Raw genomic sequence first — 20,748 nt, 5'->3', positions numbered from 1 at the left:
AAGAAGCTTACACACGCGGCATCAAGCCGCGTGTGCTTTTCCGGGAATGGTCGCCTCGCCGTGCTGCGTCAGCGGCTTCATGCCGGTGAGGCTGCGCAGCAGCACATAGAAGACCGGCGTCAGGAACAGGCCGAACACCGTGACGCCGATCATGCCGGAGAACACCGCGACGCCCATCGCGCGCCGCATCTCCGAGCCCGCGCCGGTCGACAGCACCAGCGGCAGCACGCCCATGATGAATGCCATCGACGTCATCAGGATCGGCCGCAGCCGCAGCCGGCTCGCCTCGATCGCGGCTCTGATCGGTGAACGTCCGGCGAATTCGAGCTCGCGCGCGAATTCGACGATCAGGATGGCGTTCTTGGCCGACAATCCGACCAGCACGATCAGGCCGATCTGGGTGAAGACGTTGTTGTCGCCCTTCGACAGCCAGACGCCGAACATCGCCGCCAGCAGTCCCATCGGCACGATCATGATGATCGAGAGCGGCAGCGCCAGGCTCTCATAGAGCGCGGCGAGCACCAGGAACACCAGCAGGATCGCCAGCGGAAACACCCAGATTCCGGAATTGCCGGCGATGAACTCCTGATAGGTCAGGTCGGTCCATTCGAAGGCGAAGCCGGGCGGCAGCACTTCGGCTGCGATCCGCGTCGCCACCTCCTGCGCTTGGCCGGAGGAATAGCCGGGCGCCGCGGCGGCGTTGATGTCGGATGACAGGAAGCCGTTGTAGCGGATCGCTCGTTCCGGACCCGCGCTCTGGCGAACCTTCAGCAAGGCCGACAACGGCACCATGTCGCCGGACGACGAGCGCACCTTCAACTGCCTGATATCGTCGGCGCGCGCGCGGAACGGCGCGTCCGCCTGCACATAGACCGAATAGGTGCGGCCGAATTTGTTGAAGTCGTTGACGTAGTAGGAGCCGAGATAGATCTGCAGCGTGTTGAAGACTTCCGTCACAGGCACACCGAGTTGCAACGCCTTGGTGCGATCGATATCGGCAAACAGCTGCGGCACGTTGACCTGGAAGCTAGAGAACACGCCGGCGATCTCCGGCGCCTTCTGCATCGCCGCCATGAACGCCTTGGTCGCGTCGTTCAGCGCCTCATAGCCGAGGCCTGCGCGGTCCTCGATCTGCAGCTTGAAGCCGCCGATGGTGCCGAGCCCGTTGACCGGCGGCGGCGGGAACATGGCGATGAACGCGTCCTGGATGCCGGCATACTTCTTGTTGAGCGCCGCCGCGATCGCCGGACCGCTGAGCGACGGATCCTTGCGTTCGTCGAACGGCTTCAAGGTCGAGAACACGATGCCGGCGTTGGAGGAGTTGGTGAAGCCCGAGATCGACAGGCCCGGGAATGCCACCGAGCTTTCGACGCCCGGCTGGGTCAGCGCGATGTCGCTCATCTTGCGGATCACTTCCTCGGTGCGGTCGAGCGTGGCACCGTCGGGCAGCCGGGCAAAACCGACCAGATACTGCTTGTCCTGGCCCGGCACGAAGCCGCTCGGCACCTGCTTGAACAGCACGCCGGTCAGGCCGACCAGCAGCACATAGAGGCCGATCACCACGGCCTTGCCGTAAATCACCTTGGTGACGGTACGGCCGTAGTTCTCGGAGGACTTGGTGAAGACCTTGTTGAAGCCGCGGAAGAACCAGCCCAGCGACTTCTCCATGACCCGGGTCAGCCAGTCCTTCGGCTCGTGATGCCCCTTCAGCAGCAACGCCGACAGCGCCGGCGACAGCGTCAGCGAGTTGATCGCGGAGATCACGGTCGAGATCGCGATTGTCAGCGCGAACTGCTTGTAGAACTGTCCGGTGAGGCCGGAGATGAATGCGAGCGGCACGAACACCGCGATCAGCACCAGCGCGATCGCGATGATCGGGCCGGACACTTCGCGCATCGCCTGATTGGTGGCGTCGCGCGGCGACAGGCCGGATTCGATGTTGCGCTCGACGTTCTCGACCACGACGATGGCGTCGTCGACCACGATGCCGATCGCGAGCACCAGGCCAAACAGGCTGAGCGCGTTGATCGAGAAGCCGAACACATGCATCACCGCGAAGGTGCCGACAATCGACACCGGGACCGCGATCAATGGAATAATCGAGGCACGCCAGGTCTGCAGGAACAGGATCACGACCAGCACGACGAGCGCGATCGCTTCGAGCAGCGTGTGGATGACGGCCTCGATCGACGACCGCACGAACTGTGTCGGATCGTAGACGATCTGGTAGGACACGCCTTCCGGCATGTTCTTCTTGATCTCGGCCATGGTGGCGCGGACGTGGTCGGAGATCTCCAGCGCGTTCGAGCCCGGCGCCTGGAAGATCGGGATGGCGACCGCCTGCTTGTTGTCGAGCAGCGAGCGCAGGCCGTATTCGGAGGCGCCGAGCTCGATCCGGGCGACGTCGCGCAGCCGCACCACCTCGCCGCTCGCGCCGGTCTTGACCACGATGTCGCCGAACTGCTCCTCGGTCGACAGCCGTCCCTCGGCGTTGACGGAGAGCTGGAGGTCGAGGCCCTTGACGCTGGGAGACGACCCGACCACGCCGGCGGCAGCCTCGACGTTCTGCGCCTGGATCGCGCGGACGACATCGCTCGCTGTCAGCGCATGCTCGGCGGCCTTCTGCGGATCGACCCAGACCCGCATTGAATAGTCGCCGGCGCCATAGAGCTGGACGTCGCCGACGCCGTCGATCCGCGCCAGCCGGTCCTTGACGTTCAGCACGGCGTAGTTGCGCAGATACGTCATGTCGTAACGGTTGTTCGGCGACAGCAGATGCACGACCATGGTGAGGTCGGGCGAGCTCTTCTTGGTGATGATGCCGAGCTGGCGCACCACGGCCGGCAGGCGCGGCTCGGCCTGCTGCACGCGGTTCTGCACCAGCTGGGTCGCCTTGTCGGGGTCGGTGCCGAGCCGGAACGTCACCGTCAGCGTCATCGCGCCGTCGGTGGTCGCCTGGCTCGACATGTAGAGCATACCCTCGACGCCGTTGATCTGCTCCTCGATCGGGGTCGCGACGGTCTCGGCGATCACTTTCGGATTTGCGCCGGGATAGGTCGCGCGCACCACGACCGACGGCGGCACCACGTCGGGATATTCCGAGATCGGCATCGCCAGCAGCGAGATCAGGCCGGCCAGGAAGATCAGGATCGATAGCACGCCGGCGAAGATCGGCCGGTCGATAAAGAATTTTGAGAGATTCATGGCTCCGCCCCCGCGCGCAGCGCCTAGCGCTGCACGACGTGCTGGTTGGTTTCAGTGGATGCCTGCTGCATGCCGCGGGCGCCCATCTCGGCGACTTCCATCTTCAGAAGTGCGCCCGGACGCACGCGCTGCAGCCCGTTGACGACGATGCGATCGCCGGATTTCAGTCCGGCGGTGACAATCCTGAGGCCATCGACCGCGCCGCCAAGCGTGACGGAGCGGTAGACCGCGCGGCTGTCGTCGCCGACGAGCATCACGAACTTCTTGTCCTGGTCGGTACCGACGGCGCGCTCGTCGATCAAGACCAACGTCTGATCCTTGGGCTGGCCCATGCGCACGCGGGCGAACTGCCCGGGGATCAATCGCCCGTCATCGTTCTTGAACACGGCGCGGACTCGGATCGTGCCGCTCTGCCCGTTGACCTGGTTGTCGATGAGCTGAATGTGTCCCTTGGCGCTGAGGCCGCCGGAGGTCACCATGTCGACCGGGATCTGGTCGAGATTGCCGCGCTTGCCGGAGGCATCCGCGATCGAATTCAGCGCGCGCAGCACCACTTCCTCGTCCGCATCGAAGCTCGCATAGATCGGATTGACCGAGACCAGCGAGGTCAGGACCGGCGAAGATGTACCCGCCGCGACGAGATTGCCGACGGTCACCTCGATTCTGCCGACCCGGCCGTCGACCGGTGCACGCACCTCGGTGTAATCGAGATTGAGTTTTGCGGTCTGCAGTGCGGCTTCGGCCGCCTTGACGTTGGCGATCGCCTCGCGGTTGGCGTTGTCGCGCTGGTCGAAATCGCGCTTGGTCACGATATTGTTGCCGACCAGCTGTGCGCCGCGCTCGACTTCGCTCGTGGTGAACACGACGCGGGCTTTGGCGGCCTCGAGCTGCGCCTGGGCGCGATCGACCTCGGCCGCATAAGGTGCGGGGTCGATCTTGAACAGGATGTCTCCGGACTTCACCAGCGAGCCCTCGGTGAAGTTGGTCGCCAGGATCGCGCCCGCCACACGCGGCCGAAGCTGGACGCGGTCGACGGCCTCGAGCCGGCCCGAGAAGTCGTCGAACAGGGTGGTCGGGCGGGGCTGGATCACGGCCACGGTCACCGGGACCGCCGGCTCGGGGGCGGCAGCGGTCGCGGTCGCCTGCGCAGCATGGAAATAGTGGCCGGTCGCGATTGAACCGGCCACCGCAAGGGCACCAAGGATCACGACACCGCCGACGACGCGTCGGAAGCGGCCGGAACGGGGATTTTGGATTGACGAAGGCATTCGCGCGCTCCAGATATCTGTAGTGTTCACTACAGATGTGGAGCTGGACGCCGGTTCGCAAGATACTTATGTATCGAGCACTACGAATTTATTATCTCATTCGTGGGGAAATGGGAAGACGCGGAAAAACATCACGTGCAACAAGAGGATAAGCCAGGGACAATCCGTCATAGAAACGGCAGCCGGCTTACGGAGCAACGAAAATGGGAATGGGACGCCCCCGCGCCTTCGACGCGGACGCCGCTTTGGACCAGGCTATGGACGTGTTCTGGCGCCACGGTTACGAGGGCACGACGATCGCCCAGCTTACCGAGGCGATGAGCATCAATCCGCCGAGCCTCTATGCCGCCTTTGGCAGCAAGGAAGGCCTGCTGAAGGCCGCGCTCGACCGTTACACCGAAAAACGCGACGCCTGGATGGAAGAGGTCTTGGGCGCCCCCACCGCGCGCGAGGTTGCCGAACGGCTGCTGATGGGGACGGCGGATGCCCAGACCGATCCCGCCAACCCGCCCGGCTGCCTGCTGGTCCAGGGCGGCCTGGCCTGCGGCACCGGCTCGGCAAATGTCCCGTTTGAACTGGCGGCGCGCCGGTCACATACCGAGGATCAGTTGCGCGAGCGCTTCGTGCACGCGAAGGCGGCGGGCGATCTCGGCGACAGCGCCGATCCCGCCGCGCTCGCACGCTACCTCTCGGCCGTCACCGCCGGCATGGGGGTGATGGCCTGCTCCGCCGACCGCAACGCGCTGCGCGAGATCGCAGCGGTGTCGCTGAAGGCATTTGATGAGCAGGCGAAGGCCTGATCGTAGCTTCGGTGCAGCCGTTGGAAGTCACCTCGCCCCGCTCGCGGGGAGAGGTCGAATTCGAGCGAAGCTCGAATTCGGGTGAGGGGGACTCACCGCGAGTTTAGATATCACCGTGATCGCGGCACGAGACCCTCACCCCTGCCCTCACCTCTGCCCTCTCCCCGCAAGAGCGGGGCGAGGGAGAAGAGACGTCACCACATCGTCTGTCGCGCACGCTCCGGCCATTCGCGATCGTATGTCTCGCCGCCGACCGTGTGTTCGCTCATCTCGGCAAGGATTTGGCCGGGCGTCGGCAAGGTCCTCGGGTCAACCTGCTTGTCCGGGTTCCAGAGGTCGGAGCGCACGATCGCGCGGGCGCACTGGAAATAGATCTCGTCCACATTCATCACGATGACTGTGCGCGGCGCCTTGCCTTCCATTTTGAAGGAGGCCAGCAGCTCCGGCTCGGCCGTGACATAGGCGCGGCCGTTGACGCGCAGCGTGCTGCCCGAGCCCGGAATCAGGAACAGCAGCCCGGCGCGGGGATCGCGAACGATGTTGCGCAGTGAATCGCAGCGATTGTTGCCGCGGCGATCCGGCATCATCAGCGTCTTCGGATCATGGATGCGCACGAAGCCCGGCAGGTCGCCGCGCGGCGAGCAATCGAGTCCCTCGGGCCCTGACGTCGCAAGCGACACGAATGGCGATTTCTCGATCAGCACACGATAGAGCGGCGTCACGTGATCGGCGACCTTCACGGTCGACGCGTCATTCGGGAAGCCGTAGATTGCCTCAAGCTGCTCGATCGTCTCGATCACCGACATTCGTGCTTCTCTCCTCTGCTGCTATTCGTCCCAGCGTTCGCCCTTGATGATGCGGACAAGCTGTCGCGCGTGATATTCGGCGGTGCCGGCGTTGACGATGGTGAAATCAGGCGTCGACGTGCTCTCGTCGACGGTGCGGGCCAGCCGCTGCGCGAGAAGGCCGTCGCTGCTGCGCGCCCGCATCGCGAGCCGTGCCGCCAGCACATCCGGCGGCGCGGTGATCGACACCACGACGGCATTGGCGTAGTGGCGGCGCGCTGCCGCGATCACCGTGCGCGAGACATTAGCGACCACCGTGCGCCCGGCGCGGATCTCGTCGTTGATCGCCCGCGACAATGCGTAGCGATGACCATGCGCTTCCCAATGCATCGCATAGTCGCCTGCAGCCGCCGCGCCCTGGAAGGCCTCCGCGCTGACCTCCTCATTGTCTTCCGATGCGGAAGCGTGGCGCGTGATCAGGCGGCGCGGAAACACGATGTCGCGATCATCGGCGCAGGCCGCTTTCGCCAGCCCCAACAGCGTATCCTTGCCGGCGCCGCTCGGGCCGACCACCAGGATCAACCGGCCGGGGCCGATTATGGCGCGCTGCCCGGCGATGACGGGCGCATTGGTCACGCGACCCTCCCCCCTTCGCGCCAGACGCGGCGCACGACCGGCAGATCGCGCGCGACGTGCACGCGAATCAGATCGGCGCGCCTGCCGACCGCGATCTCGCCGCGGTCGGATAGTCCGACCGCTTCTGCCGGCGTCTTGGTCACGGTGCGGACGGCGGAGGCGAGGTCGATCGCCGGCACATGCCGCGGCAGCTGCAGCGCCGCCATCAGCAGGCTGGACGGGATGTAGTCCGACGACAGGATATCCAGCATGCCCTCGTTGGCGAGATCGACGGCTGCGATATTGCCGGAATGCGAGCCGCCGCGGACCACGTTCGGCGCCCCCATCAAGATATCGACGCCGGCCGCGTGCAGCCCGCGCGCAGCTTCCATCGTGGTCGGGAATTCCGCGACCGCGACCTTGTCGTTGACCGCGTCAGCCACGTTTTCTTCGGTGGTGTCGTCGTGGCTTGCCAACGGTATCTTGTACTCATGCGCCAGCGCGACGATCGCGCGCATGTTGGGCACGGCATATTCCTTCTGATAGGCGAAGCGCCGTGCAAACAGCACGTCGAGCTGGGCGTCCGTCATGCCGCCGCCCTTGCCGCGGTAGTAGTCGCGCAGCTTGACCTCGTCGCGGAACTGGCGCTGGCCCGGGGTATGGTCCATCAGCGACATCAGCCGCACGTCCGGCCGGTCGATCAGCTCCCTGGCTTCGGCGACCACGTCCGGCATCGGGACCTCGCAGCGCAGATGCAGAAAGTGATCGGCGCGCAGCAAATTCTCCTCGCGCGCGGTCGAGATCGCCGCCGCCAGCACGCCGGCGCGGCCGTCGACATCCTCGGCGCCGTCCTCGCGCCAGACCCGCAGCGAATCCAGCACGGTGGTGATGCCCGAGGTTGCGAGCTGACCGTCATAGGAGATCACGGCCGCGACCGGATTCCAGAACACCTTTGGCCGCGGCACGTAGTGCATCTCGAGATGGTCGGTGTGCAGCTCGATCAATCCGGGCATCAGAAGATCGCCGCCGGCATCCTCCGCTGCCTCGGGCGCCCTGCCCTCGCCGAATTCGACGATCTTGCCGTCAGCGATCGCAACCCAGCCCTGCTCGATCACGCGATCGGCGAGGACCAGCCGGGCGTTACCGATGATGGTGTCTTGCTTGGCGGTCATTTCAAACGGTCCTTCAGGCAGCAGCGGCGAACGAGGTCACATCGACGATGCGGTCGGCGATCAGATGGCGGATTTCGTCGTCATGGACAATCGCGACCATCGCGACGCCCCTGGTTTTCTTCTCCGCAATCAGCTCGACCACCGCTGCGCGATTCGCCGCATCGAGCGAAGCGGTCGGCTCGTCCAGCAGCAGGATCGGCAGGTCCGAGATGAAGCCGCGCGCGATGTTGACGCGCTGCTGTTCGCCACCGGAGAAGGTCGAGGGCGGCAGGGCCCACAGCCGCTCCGGAATGTTGAGCCGGCGCAGCAGTTGGCCGGCGCGCGCGCGAGCCTCCTCGCGTGCCACGCCGTTGACGATCAACGGCTCGGCGACAACGTCGATGGTCGCGACCCGCGGTACGGCGCGCAGGAACTGGCTGACATAGCCGATGGTCGAGCGGCGGATGCTCAGCACCTGGCGCGGCTCGGCTGTGGCGAGGTCGATCACCTTGCCGTGGTGACGGATGCCGATCCGGCCGCTGTCGCAGCGGTAGTTGCCGAAGATCATCTTCAGGATCGAGGATTTGCCGGCGCCGGACGGGCCCGACAGCACCACGCACTCGCCCGGATCGGCGTGGAACGAAACGCCGCGCACCACGGGCAGCTCGACGCCGCCCTGCAGATGCATGGTGAAGGTCTTCTCGGCGTTGGCAAGTTCGATCATCGCGGTCATTGGCAAGCTCATGGCGGAAGAATCGAGGAAACGAGCAGCTGCGTGTAGGGCTCGCGGGGATCGTCGAGCACTTGGTCAGTGAGCCCGGTCTCGATGACGCGGCCGCCCTTCATCACCATCACACGATGCGACAGCAATCGCGCGACGGCAAGGTCGTGGGTCACGACGATGGCGGCAAGGCCGAGCTCGCTGACGAGGTTGCGCATCAGGTCGAGCAGGCGCGCCTGCACCGAAACGTCGAGACCGCCGGTCGGCTCATCCATGAACACCAGCCGCGGCTCGGTGACGAGGTTGCGCGCGATCTGCAGCCGCTGCCGCATGCCGCCGGAATAGGTCTTCGGCGCATCGTCGATGCGGCCGACATCGATCTCGACCCGCTCCAGCCAGGTCGAGGCGGTGTCACGGATCCGGCCGTAATGATTCCAGCCGACCGCCATCAGCCGCTCGCCGACATTGGCGCCGGCCGACACGCCCATGCGCAGGCCCTGCGCCGGGTCCTGATGCACAAAGCCCCAGTCGGTGCGGAACAGGAAGCGCCGCTCCGCTTCGCCGAGTTCGGTGAGATCGCGCAGCACGCCGTCGCGCATCCGGTAGGAGACGCGGCCGGCGCTCGGCGCGAGCTGCGCCGAGAGCAGCTGCAGCAGCGTCGACTTGCCTGAACCGGATTCGCCGACGATCGCCAGCACCTCGCCGGGATAGAGCGCGAACGAGACTTCACGGCAGGCCGCAAGCCGGCCGTAATTCTTGGCCAGCCCCTCCGCCACCAGCAGCGGCTGATCGTTGTCGAGGCTCGAGAGCTCAGACATGCGCCTTCTCCTTGTGCGGCGCTGCGCTCTCGGTGCCGTGATGGCCGGCCGCCTGGCGCTGCTCGCAGAAGTCCGTGTCGGAGCAGACGAACATCCGCCCGCCCTTGTCGTCGGTGACGATCTCGTCGAGATAGGAATCGTCCGCGCCGCACAGCGCGCAGGGCGCGTTGAAGCGATAGCGCGTGAACGGGTGATCCTCGAAATCCAGCGAGACCACCGTGGTGTAGGGCGGGATCGCGTAGATGCGCTTCTCGCGGCCGGCACCGAACAGCTGCAAGGCCGCGCAATTGTCCATCTTCGGATTGTCGAATTTCGGCGTCGGCGACGGGTCCATCACGTAGCGCGCATTCACCTTCACCGGGTAGGCGTAGGCGGTCGCGATGTGGCCGAAGCGCGCGATGTCCTCGTAGAGCTTGACATGCATCAGCCCGTATTCGGCGAGCGCGTGCATCCGCCGCGTCTCGGTCTCGCGCGGCTCGAGGAAGCGCAGCGGTTCGGGAATCGGCACCTGATAGACCAGCACCTGCCCGGCGTGCAGCGACGCCTCAGGAATGCGGTGCCGGGTCTGGATCACGGTCGCATCGGTCGTCGAGGTCGTGGTCGCGACGCCGGCGGTCTTGCCGAAGAACTTGCGGATCGAGATTGCGTTGGTGGTGTCGTCCGAGCCCTGATCGATCACCTTCAGCACGTCGTCGGGACCGAGGATCGCGGCCGTCACCTGCACGCCGCCGGTGCCCCAGCCATAGGGCATCGGCATCTCGCGGCTCGCAAACGGCACCTGATAGCCGGGGATCGCGATCGCCTTCAGGATCGCGCGGCGGATCATCCGCTTGGTCTGCTCGTCGAGATAGGCGAAGTTGTACGTCGGCGCCTTCATTCCGCGGCCTCCTGCAATTCCACCGCCTGATTGGCCTCCGCGAATTCCTGCCGCAGCTTGCGCAACAGGCCGAGCTCGGATTGGAAGTCGACGTAATGCGGCAGCTTGAGATGTTCGACGAAGCCGGTCGATTGGACGTTGTCGGAGTGCGACATCACGAACTCCTCGTCCTGCGCCGGCGCCGCCGCCTCCTCGCCGAGTTCGCCTGCACGCAGCGCGCGGTCGACCAGTGCCATCGACATGGTCTTGCGCTCGCTCTGGCCGAAGGCGAGCCCATAACCGCGGGTGAAGCACGGCGCCTCGGTCGTCGAACCCTTGAACTGGTTGACCATCTGGCACTCGGTCAGTTCGATCGAGCCGAGCGGCACGGCAAAGCCGACGTCTTCGGCGAAGAACTCGACCTCGACCTCGCCGAAGCGGATCTCGCCGGCAAAGGGATGATTGCGGCCGTAGCCGCGCTGTGTCGAATAGCCGAGCGCAAGCAGAAAGCCCTCGTCGCCGCGCGCCAGATTCTGCAGCCGCAGATCACGATCGGCCGGAAAGCTCAGCGGCTCGCGCGTGAGGTCGCCCACCGGGGCATCGGCGTCGGCCTGCGGCGACGATTCGATCAAGCCGTCGCGGCCGAGAATGTCGGTGACCCGCGGAGTTGCCGCCTGCGCGGCTTCCGCGGTCTCCGGCTGCTCCGGCACAAAACCTTCCGCGAGCTGCGGATCGAGCAGGCGATGGGTGTAGTCGAAGGTCGGGCCCAGGATCTGGCCGCCCGGAACGTCCTTGAAAGTCGAGGAGATGCGCCGCCGCACCTGCATCTCGCCGGTATTGACCGGCTCGGTGGCGCCGAAGCGCGGCAACGTGGCGCGGAACGCACGCGCCAGAAAGATCGCCTCGATCATGTCGCCACGCGCCTGCTTGATCGCAAGCGCCGCGAGCTCGCGGTCGTAGAGCGAGCCTTCGGTCATCACGCGATCGACACCAAGCGAGAGCTGCTCGGAGATCTGCGCCAGCGTCACTTCGGGCACATCGCGATCACCGCGCCGCTCATGCGCGAGCAAACGATGGGCGTTCTCGATGGCGCGCTCGCCTCCCTTGACGGCTACATACATCGCTCACACTCCGCTTGCGATCAGCCGCGTGCTGCGCGGGATCGCGACAATGGTGTCGTCATGGACCAGCACGACATCGATGCCGCGGGGGAACAGGGCTTCGTTGATCGAAAGCCGCTGAAACAGGTCGCGCGGCTTGATCATCGCCTGCAACAGCGCGCTGCCGTCGATGCCGGGCCCCTTCAACTCGAAGGCCGGGCCCTGCGTCAGGCTGTCGACCTGCAGGATCAGCGTGGTCGAACGATCCGGATATTCGCTGCTGCCGAACGCGAAGCGCTCTAGCGCGGGCAGGTTGGCGGCGTCGCCGATCAGCGCGAAGCTCGCGATCGCGGAATCCCCGATCACCGGCGCGCTGGCATGAAACTTCAGCCAGCGGGCAACGTCAGGCGTAGCCGACATCGCGGCATCGAGCCAGATCGGCGTGTCATGATCGAACAGCGTCAGCGCAATCGCGGCCGAGCCGCGCATCATGCCAGCGGCCGTTCCGACGCTCGCGGCGACGCGCTGCACGCTGCCCGGGCGCGCCATCGCGTCCATCACGGAACGGAACGTTGATTGCGCAGACAGCACCTTGTCGGCAAAGCCTGCGGGCATTTCGGCAATCGTCGTCATTGCATCATCCCTCACCGCGCACCATCGTGTAGAAATCAACCCGCGTCGCCGCGGTCTCCGCGGCCTTGCGGCTGCGCTCGGCATTCATGGCGACACGCAACGGCGCGATAACTTTCGCCTCCATTTCGCCGGACAAGTCCGCCGACTGCACCATGGCGTCGCACAGCGCCATCATCTGCGCCTTCTGCGTATCGCGGCCGAGGGTGTAGCCGAAGCCGACCTCGCCGGTCGCAAGCCGTACCGCCGCGCGCGACACTGTCGCCTCGCCGAGATTGAACGGCGCGCCGTCGCCGCCGATCCGTCCGCGCACCATCACAAGGCCGTTTTCCGGCTCGCGCAGGTTCTCGTGCGTGGGCACCGCGATCGCCGCCAGCCTGCCGGCGATGTCGGCAGCGGCGGAGTGCGCCAGCACCGTCATCGCGGCCTTGCGCTGGGCCTGTCTGCTGTTTGGTCCGGTCGAACTCATGAGCAACCTTTGGCAACCTTGCTTGCATCAAGTTGTCTATGATAGTAGACAACTTGATAGCGGAGCGCCATGACCGTTTCGTGACAAACCGAAGATTTCTGGTATCACCGCGCCATGAGCATGCAGGAAAGTTCCGGCGTCGCCTTGTGGCGGCAGGTCGCCGACGGCATCGAGCGCGGCATCGCTGACGGCCGCTTTGCCGCGGGCGAAAAGCTGCCGGGCGAGATGGAGATCGCCGAGACTTACCGGGTCAACCGCCACACCGTGCGGCGGGCGCTCGCCGCATTGGCCGAGCGCGGCCTGGTGCGCGCCGAGCGCGGCAGCGGCACCTATGTCGAAGCGCGGCGCCTCGCCTATCCCCTGCGCTCGCGCACCCGGTTTTCGGAGATCGTCGGCGCCGGCGGCCATGAGCCGCGCGGCCAGCTGATCGATGCAAGCAGCGACACCGCCAATCGCGAGATCGCGCGTGAACTCGGCCTCAAGATTGGCGCGCCGCTGATCCGGATCGAAGCGGTACGCCTCGCCGACCGGACGCCGATCTGCGTCTCCACCACCTGGCTGTCGGCCGAGCGGTTTCCCGATGCCGGCAGTGTGTTTGCCGACGTTCGCTCGATGACGAAGCTGCTCGGGCATTACGGTGTCAAGGATTACCACCGCTCCTCGACCCGGATCACCGCGGCGATCGTCGATGCGACCGATGCCGCGCGGCTCGATCTGCCGCTGGGACGGCCGGTGCTTGTGGTCGACGCAACCGACGTCGATATGCTGGACCAGCCGCTGGTGACCAAGCGCTCGCGCTTTGCCGCGGAGCGCGTGGAGTTTCTCGTCGAGAACGGCTGACGGTCCCTCGCGCCTTCTCGCGCGAGGCGGCTTCTAGACCACGGCGCGCTGGCCGATGATGGCAAAGCGCAGCTTGCTCGAGATGAAGTCGATCGCGGCGACCGCGATCAGGATCATCAGGATCAGGAACGATACCTTCTGCCATTCCAGCACGCGGATCTGCTCGGCAAGCTGCAGCCCGATGCCGCCTGCACCGACGATGCCGATGATGGTGGCCGAACGCGTGTTCGACTCGATGAAGTAGAGCACCTGCCCGGCAATGACGGGCAGCACCTGTGGCAGCAGGCCGAAGCGGATTTCGTGCAGCGCGTTGCCGCCGGAGGCACGGATACCCTCGACCTGCTTGCGGTCCGCCGCTTCGATCGCCTCGGAGAACAGCTTTCCGAACGCCCCGAAGTCGGAGACCATGATCGCGAGCACGCCGGCGAACGGGCCGAGGCCGACGACGTTGATCCAGACCAGCGCCCAGATCAGCGTATCGACGCCGCGGATCGAATCCAGGAAGCGGCGCACCGGAAAGCGGATCAGGTTCGAAGGAATGATGTTGCGCGCCGCCAGCAGGCTGACCGGCAGCGCGAACAGCGCGGCAAGCGTGGTGCCGAGCAGCGCGATCGACAACGTCTCGCCGAGCGCCTGCATGTAGAGCGGGAAGGACGAGCCGGGATTCGGCGGGATCATCATCATGGTGATCCAACCGAGCTGGCTCATCCCAGTGATCAGCTTCGTCGGCGAGAAGTCGAGATCGACCAAGCCATAGACGAAGATTGCGAGCGCCGTCACGATCATGGCCGGCAGCGCCAGCCGTGCCGACGCGGGACGTTCGAACACGCCCGGGTATTTGGCGCGCAATTTCGCGCTGTCCGGCTTCGGCATCTGGCTCATCGGCGTGCCTCCTTGCCGAACAGGCGGCCGCGCAGCCAGCCGGTCGAGATGTCGATGATGAAGACGGTGATGATGATGGTGACGAGGATGGCGCTGACGTCGGAATAGTAGAACTTGCGGATTGCGACCACAAGCTCCTGGCCGATACCGCCGGCACCGACGAAGCCCATCACGGAGGCCTCGCGGACGTTGATCTCGAACCGCAGGAGCGCATAGCTGGCGTAGCCGGCCGAGACCTGCGGCAGTATGGCAAAGCGCATGCAGGACAGCCAGCTCGCGCCTGTGGAGCGGACGCCCTCGACCGGCTTCATGTCGGCATTCTCGACGATCTCGGCGAACAGCTTACCGAGCGCCCCCGTCGTATGGATCGCAATCGCCAGCACGCCGGCCATCGGCCCGAGGCCGAACGCGATCACGAAGATCAGCGCGAACACGATGCCGGGCACCGTGCGGGCGAACTCCAGCAGGCGACGGATGATAAAGCGTACCCACGGTCCTGGCGAGGTATTCTGGGCGGCGAAGAAATTCAGCGCAAAGGCGAACACAGCGCCGGTCAGCGTGCCGACATAGCTGATCAGGAGGGTCTCACCGAGCAGCCGCAGCCATTTCTTCAGGCCCCAGAACCATTCCACCGGATCGGTCCAGACCCGCGCACCGGAATCCAGCGTCAGGATGCGGTCGAAATAGCTGACGAAGTTGCCAAAGTAGGTGAACAACGTGTGCAGGTTCACATCGGCGCCGAGCGCCGCGATGAACAACGCCGCGCAGAACACCGCGGCCGCCACCGTCGCCTTCAGCCGCTTGCGCGCGACCGCCTTGCGATAGGCATCGTTCAGCGTCGCCAATTGCTGCGCGGGAAGGATGGAAATGGCGGTCGCCATCGATGCGGGCCAGTCTGCTCGAGGGGTGAACGAAAAGGGCCGGGTTGTCGAAACCCGGCCCAATTCAGTGGCGACGTGCGATCAGGAGCCCTTCTTGCGCAGAGCGTCGACGAACTTGATCAGTTCGATGGTCTTGTCGTAGTCGGCGTTGGTGACCGGCTGCCACGGACGGTTCTTGCCATCGGACAGCTTCTTGAAGGCTTCCGGATCCTTCGTCGGCATGTCGAGGAAGGCCTGCTTGATCTTCGCCTTCATGTCTTCAGGAAGGCTCTCGAGATAGGCGTAGGGCGAGTTGATGATCAGGTCGGACTTCACGATGATGCGGAAGTCTTCCTTCTTCAGCGGCGTGCCGTCGCTCGACTTCACCATGTTCTTGGCGAGCATGCGGGTCAGGTTGGAATCGTCGTCGGCATTCCACCAGTTGGCGGCGACGTCGACTGTGCCCTGCGCCAGCGCCAGCACGGCGTTCTCGTGGCTGCCGGTGAAGACCACCTTGGAGAAATAGGTCTCCGGATCGATGCCCATCGCGTTGAGCTTGAAGCGCGGCATGTTGTTGCCGGAGGTCGAGTTGGGATCGACCAGGCCGATATTCTTGCCCTTGAGGTCTTCGACCTTGTGATACGGGCTCTTGGCGAGCACGTAGAACACCGAATAATAGCCCTTGGAACCGTCGGCGTTGACGTCGATCACGAACGCGTCGGTCTTGACGCCGGTGAGGCGGGCTCGGGCGAACGACGCCGGGCCGTAGTAGCCGATGTGGATGTTACCGGCACGCTGGCCCTCGATGACGGCCGCGTAGTCGTTGGCGACGCGCAGGTTCACCTTGATGCCGAGTTCCTTGGAAAGATACTCGGTGAGCGGACCATAGCGCTCGGTGACGCCGGAGCCGTTCTCGGCGGGAATCACGGCGAAGGTGATCTCCGGATACTTGGCCTTCCAGTCCTCGGCCGAAGCCGATCCGGCGAATGCCAGCGCGGCGGCGCCGGCCAGAATGATGCGACGAGTGATCATGTTACCCCTCTTTGGTAGTTACGCCTGTTGGCCGGGCGAAATGCCCGGTTGCCCTGTCTTTCGAAAATGCGCCGCTCAGGCCGCGGCTGCGGTGCCGAGCGCCGGAGCAGTTGCGCCGTCGGGCGCGGGCAGCGGTACCGCGCCCATGACGTCATTGGCCTCGAGGTCATAGAGCTCGCGGGCAATATGGTCGGTGAGCGCCGCTGGGGCGCCGTCGAACACCACGCGACCCGTCGCCATGCCGACCAAGCGGTCGCAATAGGTCCGCGCGAGGTCGAGCGAGTGCAGGTTGCAGAGCACCGTGATGCCGAAATGCTTGTTGATGCGTAGCAGCGCATCCATCACGATCTTGGTGTTGCGCGGATCGAGCGAAGCGATCGGCTCGTCGGCAAGAATGATGTCGGGCTCCTGCACCAGCGCGCGGGCAATCGCGACGCGCTGCTGCTGGCCGCCGGAGAGCTGGTCGGCGCGCTGCGCTGCGAGCTGGGCGATGTCGAACTGCTCGAGCGCGGACAGCGCGAGCGCCCTGTCCTGCTCGGGCCAGACCTGCGCCAGCGAGCGCCAGGACGGGATCTGGGCCAGCCGGCCCATCAGGACGTTGGTCAAGACGTCGAGACGGCCGACCAGATTGAACTGCTGGAAGATCATCGCCGAACGCGCCCGCCACTGCCGCAGCGCCTTGCCGCGCAGCGCGGTCACATCGGTGCCCTCAAACAGGATACGGCCGGAGGTCGGATCGGCGAGACGGTTGATCATCCGCAGCAGCGTCGACTTGCCGGCACCGGAGCGGCCGATCACGCCGACAAAGCTGCCCGGCGCGATCGAAAAGGATGCGTTGTCGACTGCGGCTTTTGTGCCGAAACGGCACGTCAAACCTTCCACCACCAGCATGTAATGCTCCAACCGCGCCGCGTTGGGCCATCGCTATCCCCGGTGTTTTACAGTTATGTGACGGCGGCGCTGCGGTGCGGCGATCGTCCACACTCTCCCTTGCCGTCATCGCAGCGTCATGATGTTGTCATCAAGCATCCCGATGACGAGCCCGCATCTCCCCGGAAGCCAAAGATTTACAAGATTTGCGGAGGCCCTGATGGCCGGAAAAACACTCTCGGTTGTGCCGACCGTCGACCCGACTGCGTCGGTTCGCGAGAGCAAACTCGGCAAATATACCGAGGTCGGCGCGCGCACGATCCTGCTTGAAGTCAGCATGGATGACTATTCCTACGTCGTGAACGACAGCCAGGTTACCTACAGCTCGATCGGCAAATTCTGCTCAATCGCGGCGATGACCCGGATCAATCCCGGCAACCACCCGATGCATCGCGCGACGCAGGCGCATTTCACCTACCGCGCCAGCGCATATTTTCCTGGAGAGAGCGACGACACCGACTTCTTCAACTGGCGACGTGCGCATCACGTGCATATCGGCCATGACGTCTGGATCGGTCATGGCGCGATTCTGCTCCCCGGACGGAACGTCGGAACTGGCGCGGTGGTTGCCGCCGGCGCGATCGTGACCAAGGATGTCCCCGCCTACAGCATAGTTGCCGGTAATCCGGCGCGTCCGGTCAAGCGGCGGTTCTCCGAGACAATCGCAAATCGCCTCACCGCGCTCGGGTGGTGGGACTGGGATCACGACGCACTTCGTCGCGTCCTGCCCGACTTTCGCAAGCTCGCGGTCGAGGAATTCCTCGACAAGTATGAGGCCGAGGCCGTATCCCAGTCACAGCACAAACAACGGAGCGCCGCATCGTGACGGACATTTTCATCGAAGGCGGACGCACGCTGGTTGACGGCGCACTGGTCGAGACCTCGCTACGGACCGCAGGCCGCGACATCGGCGCGCTCGACGCCGAGCAGGGTCGCGCCGCGCTCCATATCAATGCCGGCGGCCTCCTGGTGCTGCCCGGCATCATCGATCTGCATGGCGATGCGTTCGAGCGGCAGATGATGCCGCGCCCGGGTGTCGACTTCCCGACCGACGTGGCGCTGATCGACAGCGACCGGCAAGCAATCGCCAACGGCATCACCACCGTCTTCCATGGCACGACCTGGTCGTGGGAGCCCGGCCTGCGCAGCGCGGAAAATGCGCGAAAACTGCTCAATGCGATCGAGGCGCTGCGACCGCAGCTCGCCGCCGATACGCGCTTCCATCTGCGCCACGAGACCCACAATCTCGAAGCCGAGGCCGAGATCATTCAATGGCTCACCGAGGGCCGCATCGACCTGTTCGCCTTCAACGACCACAGCAACGTCAAGCCGAAGAAGCGTAACCAGCTGGCCGAGCGCACGGGGCTCTCGGTCGAGGCCGTCAACGACATGCTCGATCGGATCGTCGCGCGCCGTCCCGAGGTGCCCGCCTCGATCGCGCGACTGGCTGCCGCTGCACGCGCGGCTGATATCCGCATGCTGTCGCATGACGACAACAGCCCGGCGATGCGCCGGGATTTTCGTGCGCTCGGCGCCACGATCGCGGAATTCCCCGTCAATGAAGAGACCGCGCGCGATGCCGCGGCCGCCGGCGACTTCATCGTGTTCGGCGCGCCCAATGTGGTGCGCGGCGGCAGCCACACCGGCTGGACCAAGGCATCCGACATGATCGCGCAGGGCCTCTGCTCGGTGCTGGCGTCGGACTACTATTATCCGGCGCAGCTGCTCGCGGCGTTCCGCCTCGCCGCCGACGGGATCCTGCCGCTAGCCACGGCCTGGGACCTGATCTCGTCGGCGCCGGCGCGCGCGGCCGGGCTTGCCGATCGCGGTGTGCTCGCCAACGGCCGCCGCGCCGATATCATCGTCGTCGACGACAAGGTGCCGCTGCGGCCGCGCGTCGTTGCCGTGATCGCGGCGGGACGGCTGGTGCATCTGGCGGACGCGAGCTGCCTCGTTCACTCGCTCGCGCCGCGCAAGACGGTTGTGGCGGCGTAACCCGGCTCTATTCTGCTGCCATGGCCTCCACTCAACGCTACGCGATCTACTATGCACCGTCGCCCGACAGCGCCCTGCACCGCTTCGGTTCGGCGCTGCTCGGCTACGACGCCGCTGATGGCCGCGACCTGCCCTTTCCCGATGGTGTCGGGCCCGACTGGCGCGAGCTGACGGCGGACCCTCGCAAATACGGCTTTCACGCCACGCTGAAGGCACCGATCGCGCTTGCCGACGGCCGGAACGAGGCCGAGCTGCTCGACGCCTGCGCCGCCTTCGCCGGGCGCGCCCGGCGCATCCCCCTGATCGAGCCGGTGGTCGATGCCATCAGCGGCTTCATTGCCGTGATCCCGGCACACCGCTCGGACGATCTGCAACGGCTTGCCGCCGACTGCGTCACCGAGTTCGACGCGTTCCGCGCGCCGCTGACGGCCGGGGATCGCGCGCGGCGCAAGCCCGAACGGCTCACCGCACGGCAGTGCGACTATCTCGACCGCTGGGGCTATCCCTACGTGATGGAGGAATTCCGCTTCCACATGACGCTGACCGGACGGCTGAGCGACGAGCGGCGCGGCCCGATCGTGGCGTGGCTGCGCGAGCGGTTCGCGGCGATCGACCTCACGAGACTCGCAATCGACCGCATCGCACTGTTCAAGCAGACTGATAACGCATCCCGCTTCCGCATCGTCGATAGCTGGCCGCTGCGGGCGTAACGACGGCGCTACGCGTCCACCCGGGTGCGGGCGATGATCTCGGCGGCGCCCTTCTCCAGCAGTTCCATGCCGACGGCGCGGCCGAGTTCGCGCGGCCGGACAGCCGGACCGCGCCGGGTCACCTCGATGAAGCCGGCGCCAGTCTCATCCAGCACAGAGGCACGCAGCGTCATTTCGCTTCCCGCAAGTGTGGCATGGCCGGCGATCGGCGAATTGCAATGGCCGTTGAGCACCCACAGAACCTCGCGTTCGGCCTCCGCGGCAAGCCGCGATTGCGCGTTGTCGATTCCAGCAAGCCGCGCCCGCGTCGCCCAGTCGGTCTCGACGCATTCGACCGCGACGATGCCCTGACCGACCGCCGGCAGCATCTCGCCGACGGAGAAATCATGCGCGATGCGCGCGGTCATGCCGATACGCTCGAGGCCCGAGCGCGCCATCACCAACGCATCCGCCGGCCCCACCTCGCCGCCGTCGGGCAACCGCTGCTTGTCGCCGCGATCGAGCTTTGCCACCCGCGTGTCTGCGGCGCCGCGATAATGGATCACGGTCGCCTCCGGAAACAGCCGGCGCAGATAGGCGGCGCGGCGCACGGCGTTGGTGCCGATCATGAACCCCCTGCCGCGCCCGGCGCGGAGCGTGTCCAGCGACAGCCCGGGGCGCAACACAAGGCTGTCATTGGCGGCATCGCGCGCCAGCATCGCCGCGATGACGAGACCCGGGGTCTCCTCATTGCCCGGCACGTCCTTCAGCGAATGCATCGCGGCTTGCAGCGTGCCGGCCCTCATGGCTTCACGGATCTCGGCGACGAAGGCGCCGCCCTTGCCGCCGTGACGCAACAGCTTGCTGGTCTGGTCCTGGTCGCCGCGGGTCTCGAACCTGACGATTTCGACGGCAAGGTCCGGCGCCGAGGCGCGCAGCAGCCGCGCTACCTCGTCCGTCTGCGCGAGCGCCATCGCGCTCTTGCGCGTCCCTATCCGCAAAACCTGTCCCGACACGAAAGCTCCGCTGCGCGTGATCATCAACGGCTCGGGATTAGAACAAAAGGCCAGTCAAAACAATGGTTTTTGCCCCTGCCCGACCAC

21 protein-coding genes are annotated in these 20,748 nt (G+C 65.6%); 5 read left to right on the top strand and 16 right to left on the bottom strand.

Annotated elements, in window-relative coordinates; all coding sequences use genetic code 11:
• Positions 1 to 21: 21 nt before the first annotated feature.
• Positions 22 to 3,204 (bottom strand): efflux RND transporter permease subunit, encoded by a 3,183-nt coding sequence (locus tag ABIB78_RS23805; protein ID WP_429029031.1) that lies wholly within the window; start codon positions 3,202 to 3,204, stop codon positions 22 to 24.
• Positions 3,205 to 3,227: 23 nt separating this feature from the next.
• Entirely contained in the window at positions 3,228 to 4,472 is a 1,245-nt protein-coding gene (locus ABIB78_RS23800) for an efflux RND transporter periplasmic adaptor subunit (RefSeq protein ID WP_429029030.1), read from the bottom strand.
• 203 nt (positions 4,473 to 4,675) lie between these two features.
• Between ABIB78_RS23800 and ABIB78_RS23795 the strand changes: the two genes are divergently transcribed.
• Positions 4,676 to 5,272: a TetR/AcrR family transcriptional regulator gene (locus ABIB78_RS23795; RefSeq protein WP_429029029.1), complete on the top strand. Its 597-nt coding sequence runs from the start codon at positions 4,676 to 4,678 to the stop codon at positions 5,270 to 5,272.
• A gap of 194 nt (positions 5,273 to 5,466) precedes the next feature.
• Here the strand turns inward: ABIB78_RS23795 and ABIB78_RS23790 are convergent, their stop codons facing one another.
• Genes ABIB78_RS23790 through phnG form a run of 9 tightly spaced genes read right to left on the bottom strand, consistent with a single transcriptional unit; the run spans position 5,467 to position 12,417 of the window.
• On the bottom strand, positions 5,467 to 6,078 hold the full coding sequence (locus ABIB78_RS23790) for a pyridoxamine 5'-phosphate oxidase family protein (protein ID WP_429029028.1): 612 nt from the start codon (positions 6,076 to 6,078) through the stop codon (positions 5,467 to 5,469).
• Positions 6,079 to 6,099: 21 nt separating this feature from the next.
• Positions 6,100 to 6,693, bottom strand: a complete 594-nt coding sequence (phnN, locus tag ABIB78_RS23785; protein WP_429029027.1) for a phosphonate metabolism protein/1,5-bisphosphokinase (PRPP-forming) PhnN — start codon at positions 6,691 to 6,693, stop codon at positions 6,100 to 6,102.
• Entirely contained in the window at positions 6,690 to 7,844 is a 1,155-nt protein-coding gene (locus ABIB78_RS23780; RefSeq protein ID WP_429029026.1) for an alpha-D-ribose 1-methylphosphonate 5-triphosphate diphosphatase, read from the bottom strand. Before ABIB78_RS23780 ends, phnN begins: the two co-directional genes overlap by 4 nt.
• A 13-nt stretch (positions 7,845 to 7,857) precedes the next feature.
• Positions 7,858 to 8,556 (bottom strand): phosphonate C-P lyase system protein PhnL, encoded by a 699-nt coding sequence (gene phnL / locus ABIB78_RS23775; RefSeq protein WP_429029025.1) that lies wholly within the window; start codon positions 8,554 to 8,556, stop codon positions 7,858 to 7,860.
• 8 nt (positions 8,557 to 8,564) lie between these two features.
• A complete protein-coding gene (gene phnK, locus ABIB78_RS23770; protein ID WP_429029024.1) occupies positions 8,565 to 9,362 on the bottom strand; it encodes a phosphonate C-P lyase system protein PhnK in 798 nt (265 codons plus the stop codon).
• Positions 9,355 to 10,239 (bottom strand): alpha-D-ribose 1-methylphosphonate 5-phosphate C-P-lyase PhnJ, encoded by an 885-nt coding sequence (locus tag ABIB78_RS23765; protein ID WP_429029023.1) that lies wholly within the window; start codon positions 10,237 to 10,239, stop codon positions 9,355 to 9,357. The genes phnK and ABIB78_RS23765 overlap by 8 nt, the downstream gene beginning before the upstream one ends.
• Positions 10,236 to 11,339, bottom strand: a complete 1,104-nt coding sequence (locus ABIB78_RS23760; protein ID WP_429029022.1) for a carbon-phosphorus lyase complex subunit PhnI — start codon at positions 11,337 to 11,339, stop codon at positions 10,236 to 10,238. The genes ABIB78_RS23765 and ABIB78_RS23760 overlap by 4 nt, the downstream gene beginning before the upstream one ends.
• Positions 11,340 to 11,342: 3 nt before the next feature.
• Positions 11,343 to 11,951 carry a phosphonate C-P lyase system protein PhnH gene (gene phnH, locus ABIB78_RS23755; protein WP_429029021.1) on the bottom strand — a complete coding sequence of 203 codons (609 nt, stop codon included), beginning with the start codon at positions 11,949 to 11,951 and terminating at the stop codon, positions 11,343 to 11,345.
• 4 nt (positions 11,952 to 11,955) lie between these two features.
• Complete coding sequence (gene phnG, locus ABIB78_RS23750) at positions 11,956 to 12,417, bottom strand: phosphonate C-P lyase system protein PhnG (protein ID WP_429029020.1); 462 nt, start codon at positions 12,415 to 12,417, stop codon at positions 11,956 to 11,958.
• A 114-nt stretch (positions 12,418 to 12,531) separates the two neighbouring features.
• Here phnG and phnF point away from each other — a divergent pair, with 114 nt between their 5' ends.
• Entirely contained in the window at positions 12,532 to 13,257 is a 726-nt protein-coding gene (gene phnF / locus ABIB78_RS23745) for a phosphonate metabolism transcriptional regulator PhnF (RefSeq protein WP_429029019.1), read from the top strand.
• Between the two features lie 33 nt (positions 13,258 to 13,290).
• Here the strand turns inward: phnF and phnE (ABIB78_RS23740) are convergent, their stop codons facing one another.
• From phnE (ABIB78_RS23740) to phnC, 4 genes are all read right to left on the bottom strand, one after another.
• Positions 13,291 to 14,139 carry a phosphonate ABC transporter, permease protein PhnE gene (phnE, locus tag ABIB78_RS23740; protein WP_429029018.1) on the bottom strand — a complete coding sequence of 283 codons (849 nt, stop codon included), beginning with the start codon at positions 14,137 to 14,139 and terminating at the stop codon, positions 13,291 to 13,293.
• Positions 14,136 to 15,020 (bottom strand): phosphonate ABC transporter, permease protein PhnE, encoded by an 885-nt coding sequence (phnE, locus tag ABIB78_RS23735; protein WP_429029017.1) that lies wholly within the window; start codon positions 15,018 to 15,020, stop codon positions 14,136 to 14,138. The genes phnE (ABIB78_RS23740) and phnE (ABIB78_RS23735) overlap by 4 nt, the downstream gene beginning before the upstream one ends.
• Before the next feature lie 81 nt (positions 15,021 to 15,101).
• Positions 15,102 to 16,031, bottom strand: coding sequence for a phosphonate ABC transporter substrate-binding protein (gene phnD / locus ABIB78_RS23730; RefSeq protein ID WP_429029016.1), 930 nt, complete (start codon positions 16,029 to 16,031; stop codon positions 15,102 to 15,104).
• 75 nt (positions 16,032 to 16,106) lie between these two features.
• The gene (gene phnC / locus ABIB78_RS23725) at positions 16,107 to 16,922 is read right to left on the bottom strand and encodes a phosphonate ABC transporter ATP-binding protein (RefSeq protein WP_429029015.1); all 816 of its coding nucleotides are present in this window, start codon (positions 16,920 to 16,922) and stop codon (positions 16,107 to 16,109) included.
• A 199-nt stretch (positions 16,923 to 17,121) separates the two neighbouring features.
• On the opposite strand from phnC, the gene ABIB78_RS23720 reads away from it, so the two are divergent.
• The 3 genes from ABIB78_RS23720 to ABIB78_RS23710 are packed head-to-tail and all read left to right on the top strand — an operon-like array spanning position 17,122 to position 19,666.
• Positions 17,122 to 17,787, top strand: coding sequence for a chloramphenicol acetyltransferase (locus tag ABIB78_RS23720; RefSeq protein ID WP_429029014.1), 666 nt, complete (start codon positions 17,122 to 17,124; stop codon positions 17,785 to 17,787).
• Positions 17,784 to 18,956 (top strand): alpha-D-ribose 1-methylphosphonate 5-triphosphate diphosphatase, encoded by a 1,173-nt coding sequence (locus ABIB78_RS23715; RefSeq protein WP_429029013.1) that lies wholly within the window; start codon positions 17,784 to 17,786, stop codon positions 18,954 to 18,956. Before ABIB78_RS23720 ends, ABIB78_RS23715 begins: the two co-directional genes overlap by 4 nt.
• A 20-nt stretch (positions 18,957 to 18,976) precedes the next feature.
• Positions 18,977 to 19,666, top strand: coding sequence for a DUF1045 domain-containing protein (locus tag ABIB78_RS23710; RefSeq protein ID WP_429029012.1), 690 nt, complete (start codon positions 18,977 to 18,979; stop codon positions 19,664 to 19,666).
• A gap of 8 nt (positions 19,667 to 19,674) precedes the next feature.
• On the opposite strand, the gene hemC is transcribed toward ABIB78_RS23710, so the two are convergent.
• On the bottom strand, positions 19,675 to 20,685 hold the full coding sequence (gene hemC, locus ABIB78_RS23705) for a hydroxymethylbilane synthase (RefSeq protein ID WP_429029011.1): 1,011 nt from the start codon (positions 20,683 to 20,685) through the stop codon (positions 19,675 to 19,677).
• Positions 20,686 to 20,748 lie beyond the last annotated feature (63 nt).

It is taken from the genome of Bradyrhizobium sp. I1.14.4, from assembly GCF_050435825.1.
GTDB lineage: Bacteria > Pseudomonadota > Alphaproteobacteria > Rhizobiales > Xanthobacteraceae > Bradyrhizobium.
This window is presented reverse-complemented; position numbering and strand designations above follow the sequence as displayed.

Excerpts from the sequence above, each read along its gene's own strand:
- ABIB78_RS23805 (WP_429029031.1), bottom strand. The coding sequence starts at position 3,204 with ATGAATCTCTCAAAATTCTTTATCGACCGGCCGATCTTCGCCGGCGTG.
- ABIB78_RS23800 (WP_429029030.1), bottom strand. The coding sequence starts at position 4,472 with ATGCCTTCGTCAATCCAAAATCCCCGTTCCGGCCGCTTCCGACGCGTC.
- ABIB78_RS23795 (WP_429029029.1), top strand. The coding sequence starts at position 4,676 with ATGGGAATGGGACGCCCCCGCGCCTTCGACGCGGACGCCGCTTTGGAC.
- ABIB78_RS23790 (WP_429029028.1), bottom strand. The coding sequence starts at position 6,078 with ATGTCGGTGATCGAGACGATCGAGCAGCTTGAGGCAATCTACGGCTTC.
- ABIB78_RS23780 (WP_429029026.1), bottom strand. The coding sequence starts at position 7,844 with ATGACCGCCAAGCAAGACACCATCATCGGTAACGCCCGGCTGGTCCTC.
- phnL (WP_429029025.1), bottom strand. The coding sequence starts at position 8,556 with ATGACCGCGATGATCGAACTTGCCAACGCCGAGAAGACCTTCACCATG.
- phnK (WP_429029024.1), bottom strand. The coding sequence starts at position 9,362 with ATGTCTGAGCTCTCGAGCCTCGACAACGATCAGCCGCTGCTGGTGGCG.
- ABIB78_RS23765 (WP_429029023.1), bottom strand. The coding sequence starts at position 10,239 with ATGAAGGCGCCGACGTACAACTTCGCCTATCTCGACGAGCAGACCAAG.
- ABIB78_RS23760 (WP_429029022.1), bottom strand. The coding sequence starts at position 11,339 with ATGTATGTAGCCGTCAAGGGAGGCGAGCGCGCCATCGAGAACGCCCAT.
- phnH (WP_429029021.1), bottom strand. The coding sequence starts at position 11,951 with ATGACGACGATTGCCGAAATGCCCGCAGGCTTTGCCGACAAGGTGCTG.
- phnG (WP_429029020.1), bottom strand. The coding sequence starts at position 12,417 with ATGAGTTCGACCGGACCAAACAGCAGACAGGCCCAGCGCAAGGCCGCG.
- phnF (WP_429029019.1), top strand. The coding sequence starts at position 12,532 with ATGAGCATGCAGGAAAGTTCCGGCGTCGCCTTGTGGCGGCAGGTCGCC.
- phnE (WP_429029018.1), bottom strand. The coding sequence starts at position 14,139 with ATGAGCCAGATGCCGAAGCCGGACAGCGCGAAATTGCGCGCCAAATAC.
- phnE (WP_429029017.1), bottom strand. The coding sequence starts at position 15,020 with ATGGCGACCGCCATTTCCATCCTTCCCGCGCAGCAATTGGCGACGCTG.
- phnD (WP_429029016.1), bottom strand. The coding sequence starts at position 16,031 with ATGATCACTCGTCGCATCATTCTGGCCGGCGCCGCCGCGCTGGCATTC.
- phnC (WP_429029015.1), bottom strand. The coding sequence starts at position 16,922 with ATGCTGGTGGTGGAAGGTTTGACGTGCCGTTTCGGCACAAAAGCCGCA.
- ABIB78_RS23720 (WP_429029014.1), top strand. The coding sequence starts at position 17,122 with ATGGCCGGAAAAACACTCTCGGTTGTGCCGACCGTCGACCCGACTGCG.
- ABIB78_RS23710 (WP_429029012.1), top strand. The coding sequence starts at position 18,977 with ATGGCCTCCACTCAACGCTACGCGATCTACTATGCACCGTCGCCCGAC.
- hemC (WP_429029011.1), bottom strand. The coding sequence starts at position 20,685 with ATGATCACGCGCAGCGGAGCTTTCGTGTCGGGACAGGTTTTGCGGATA.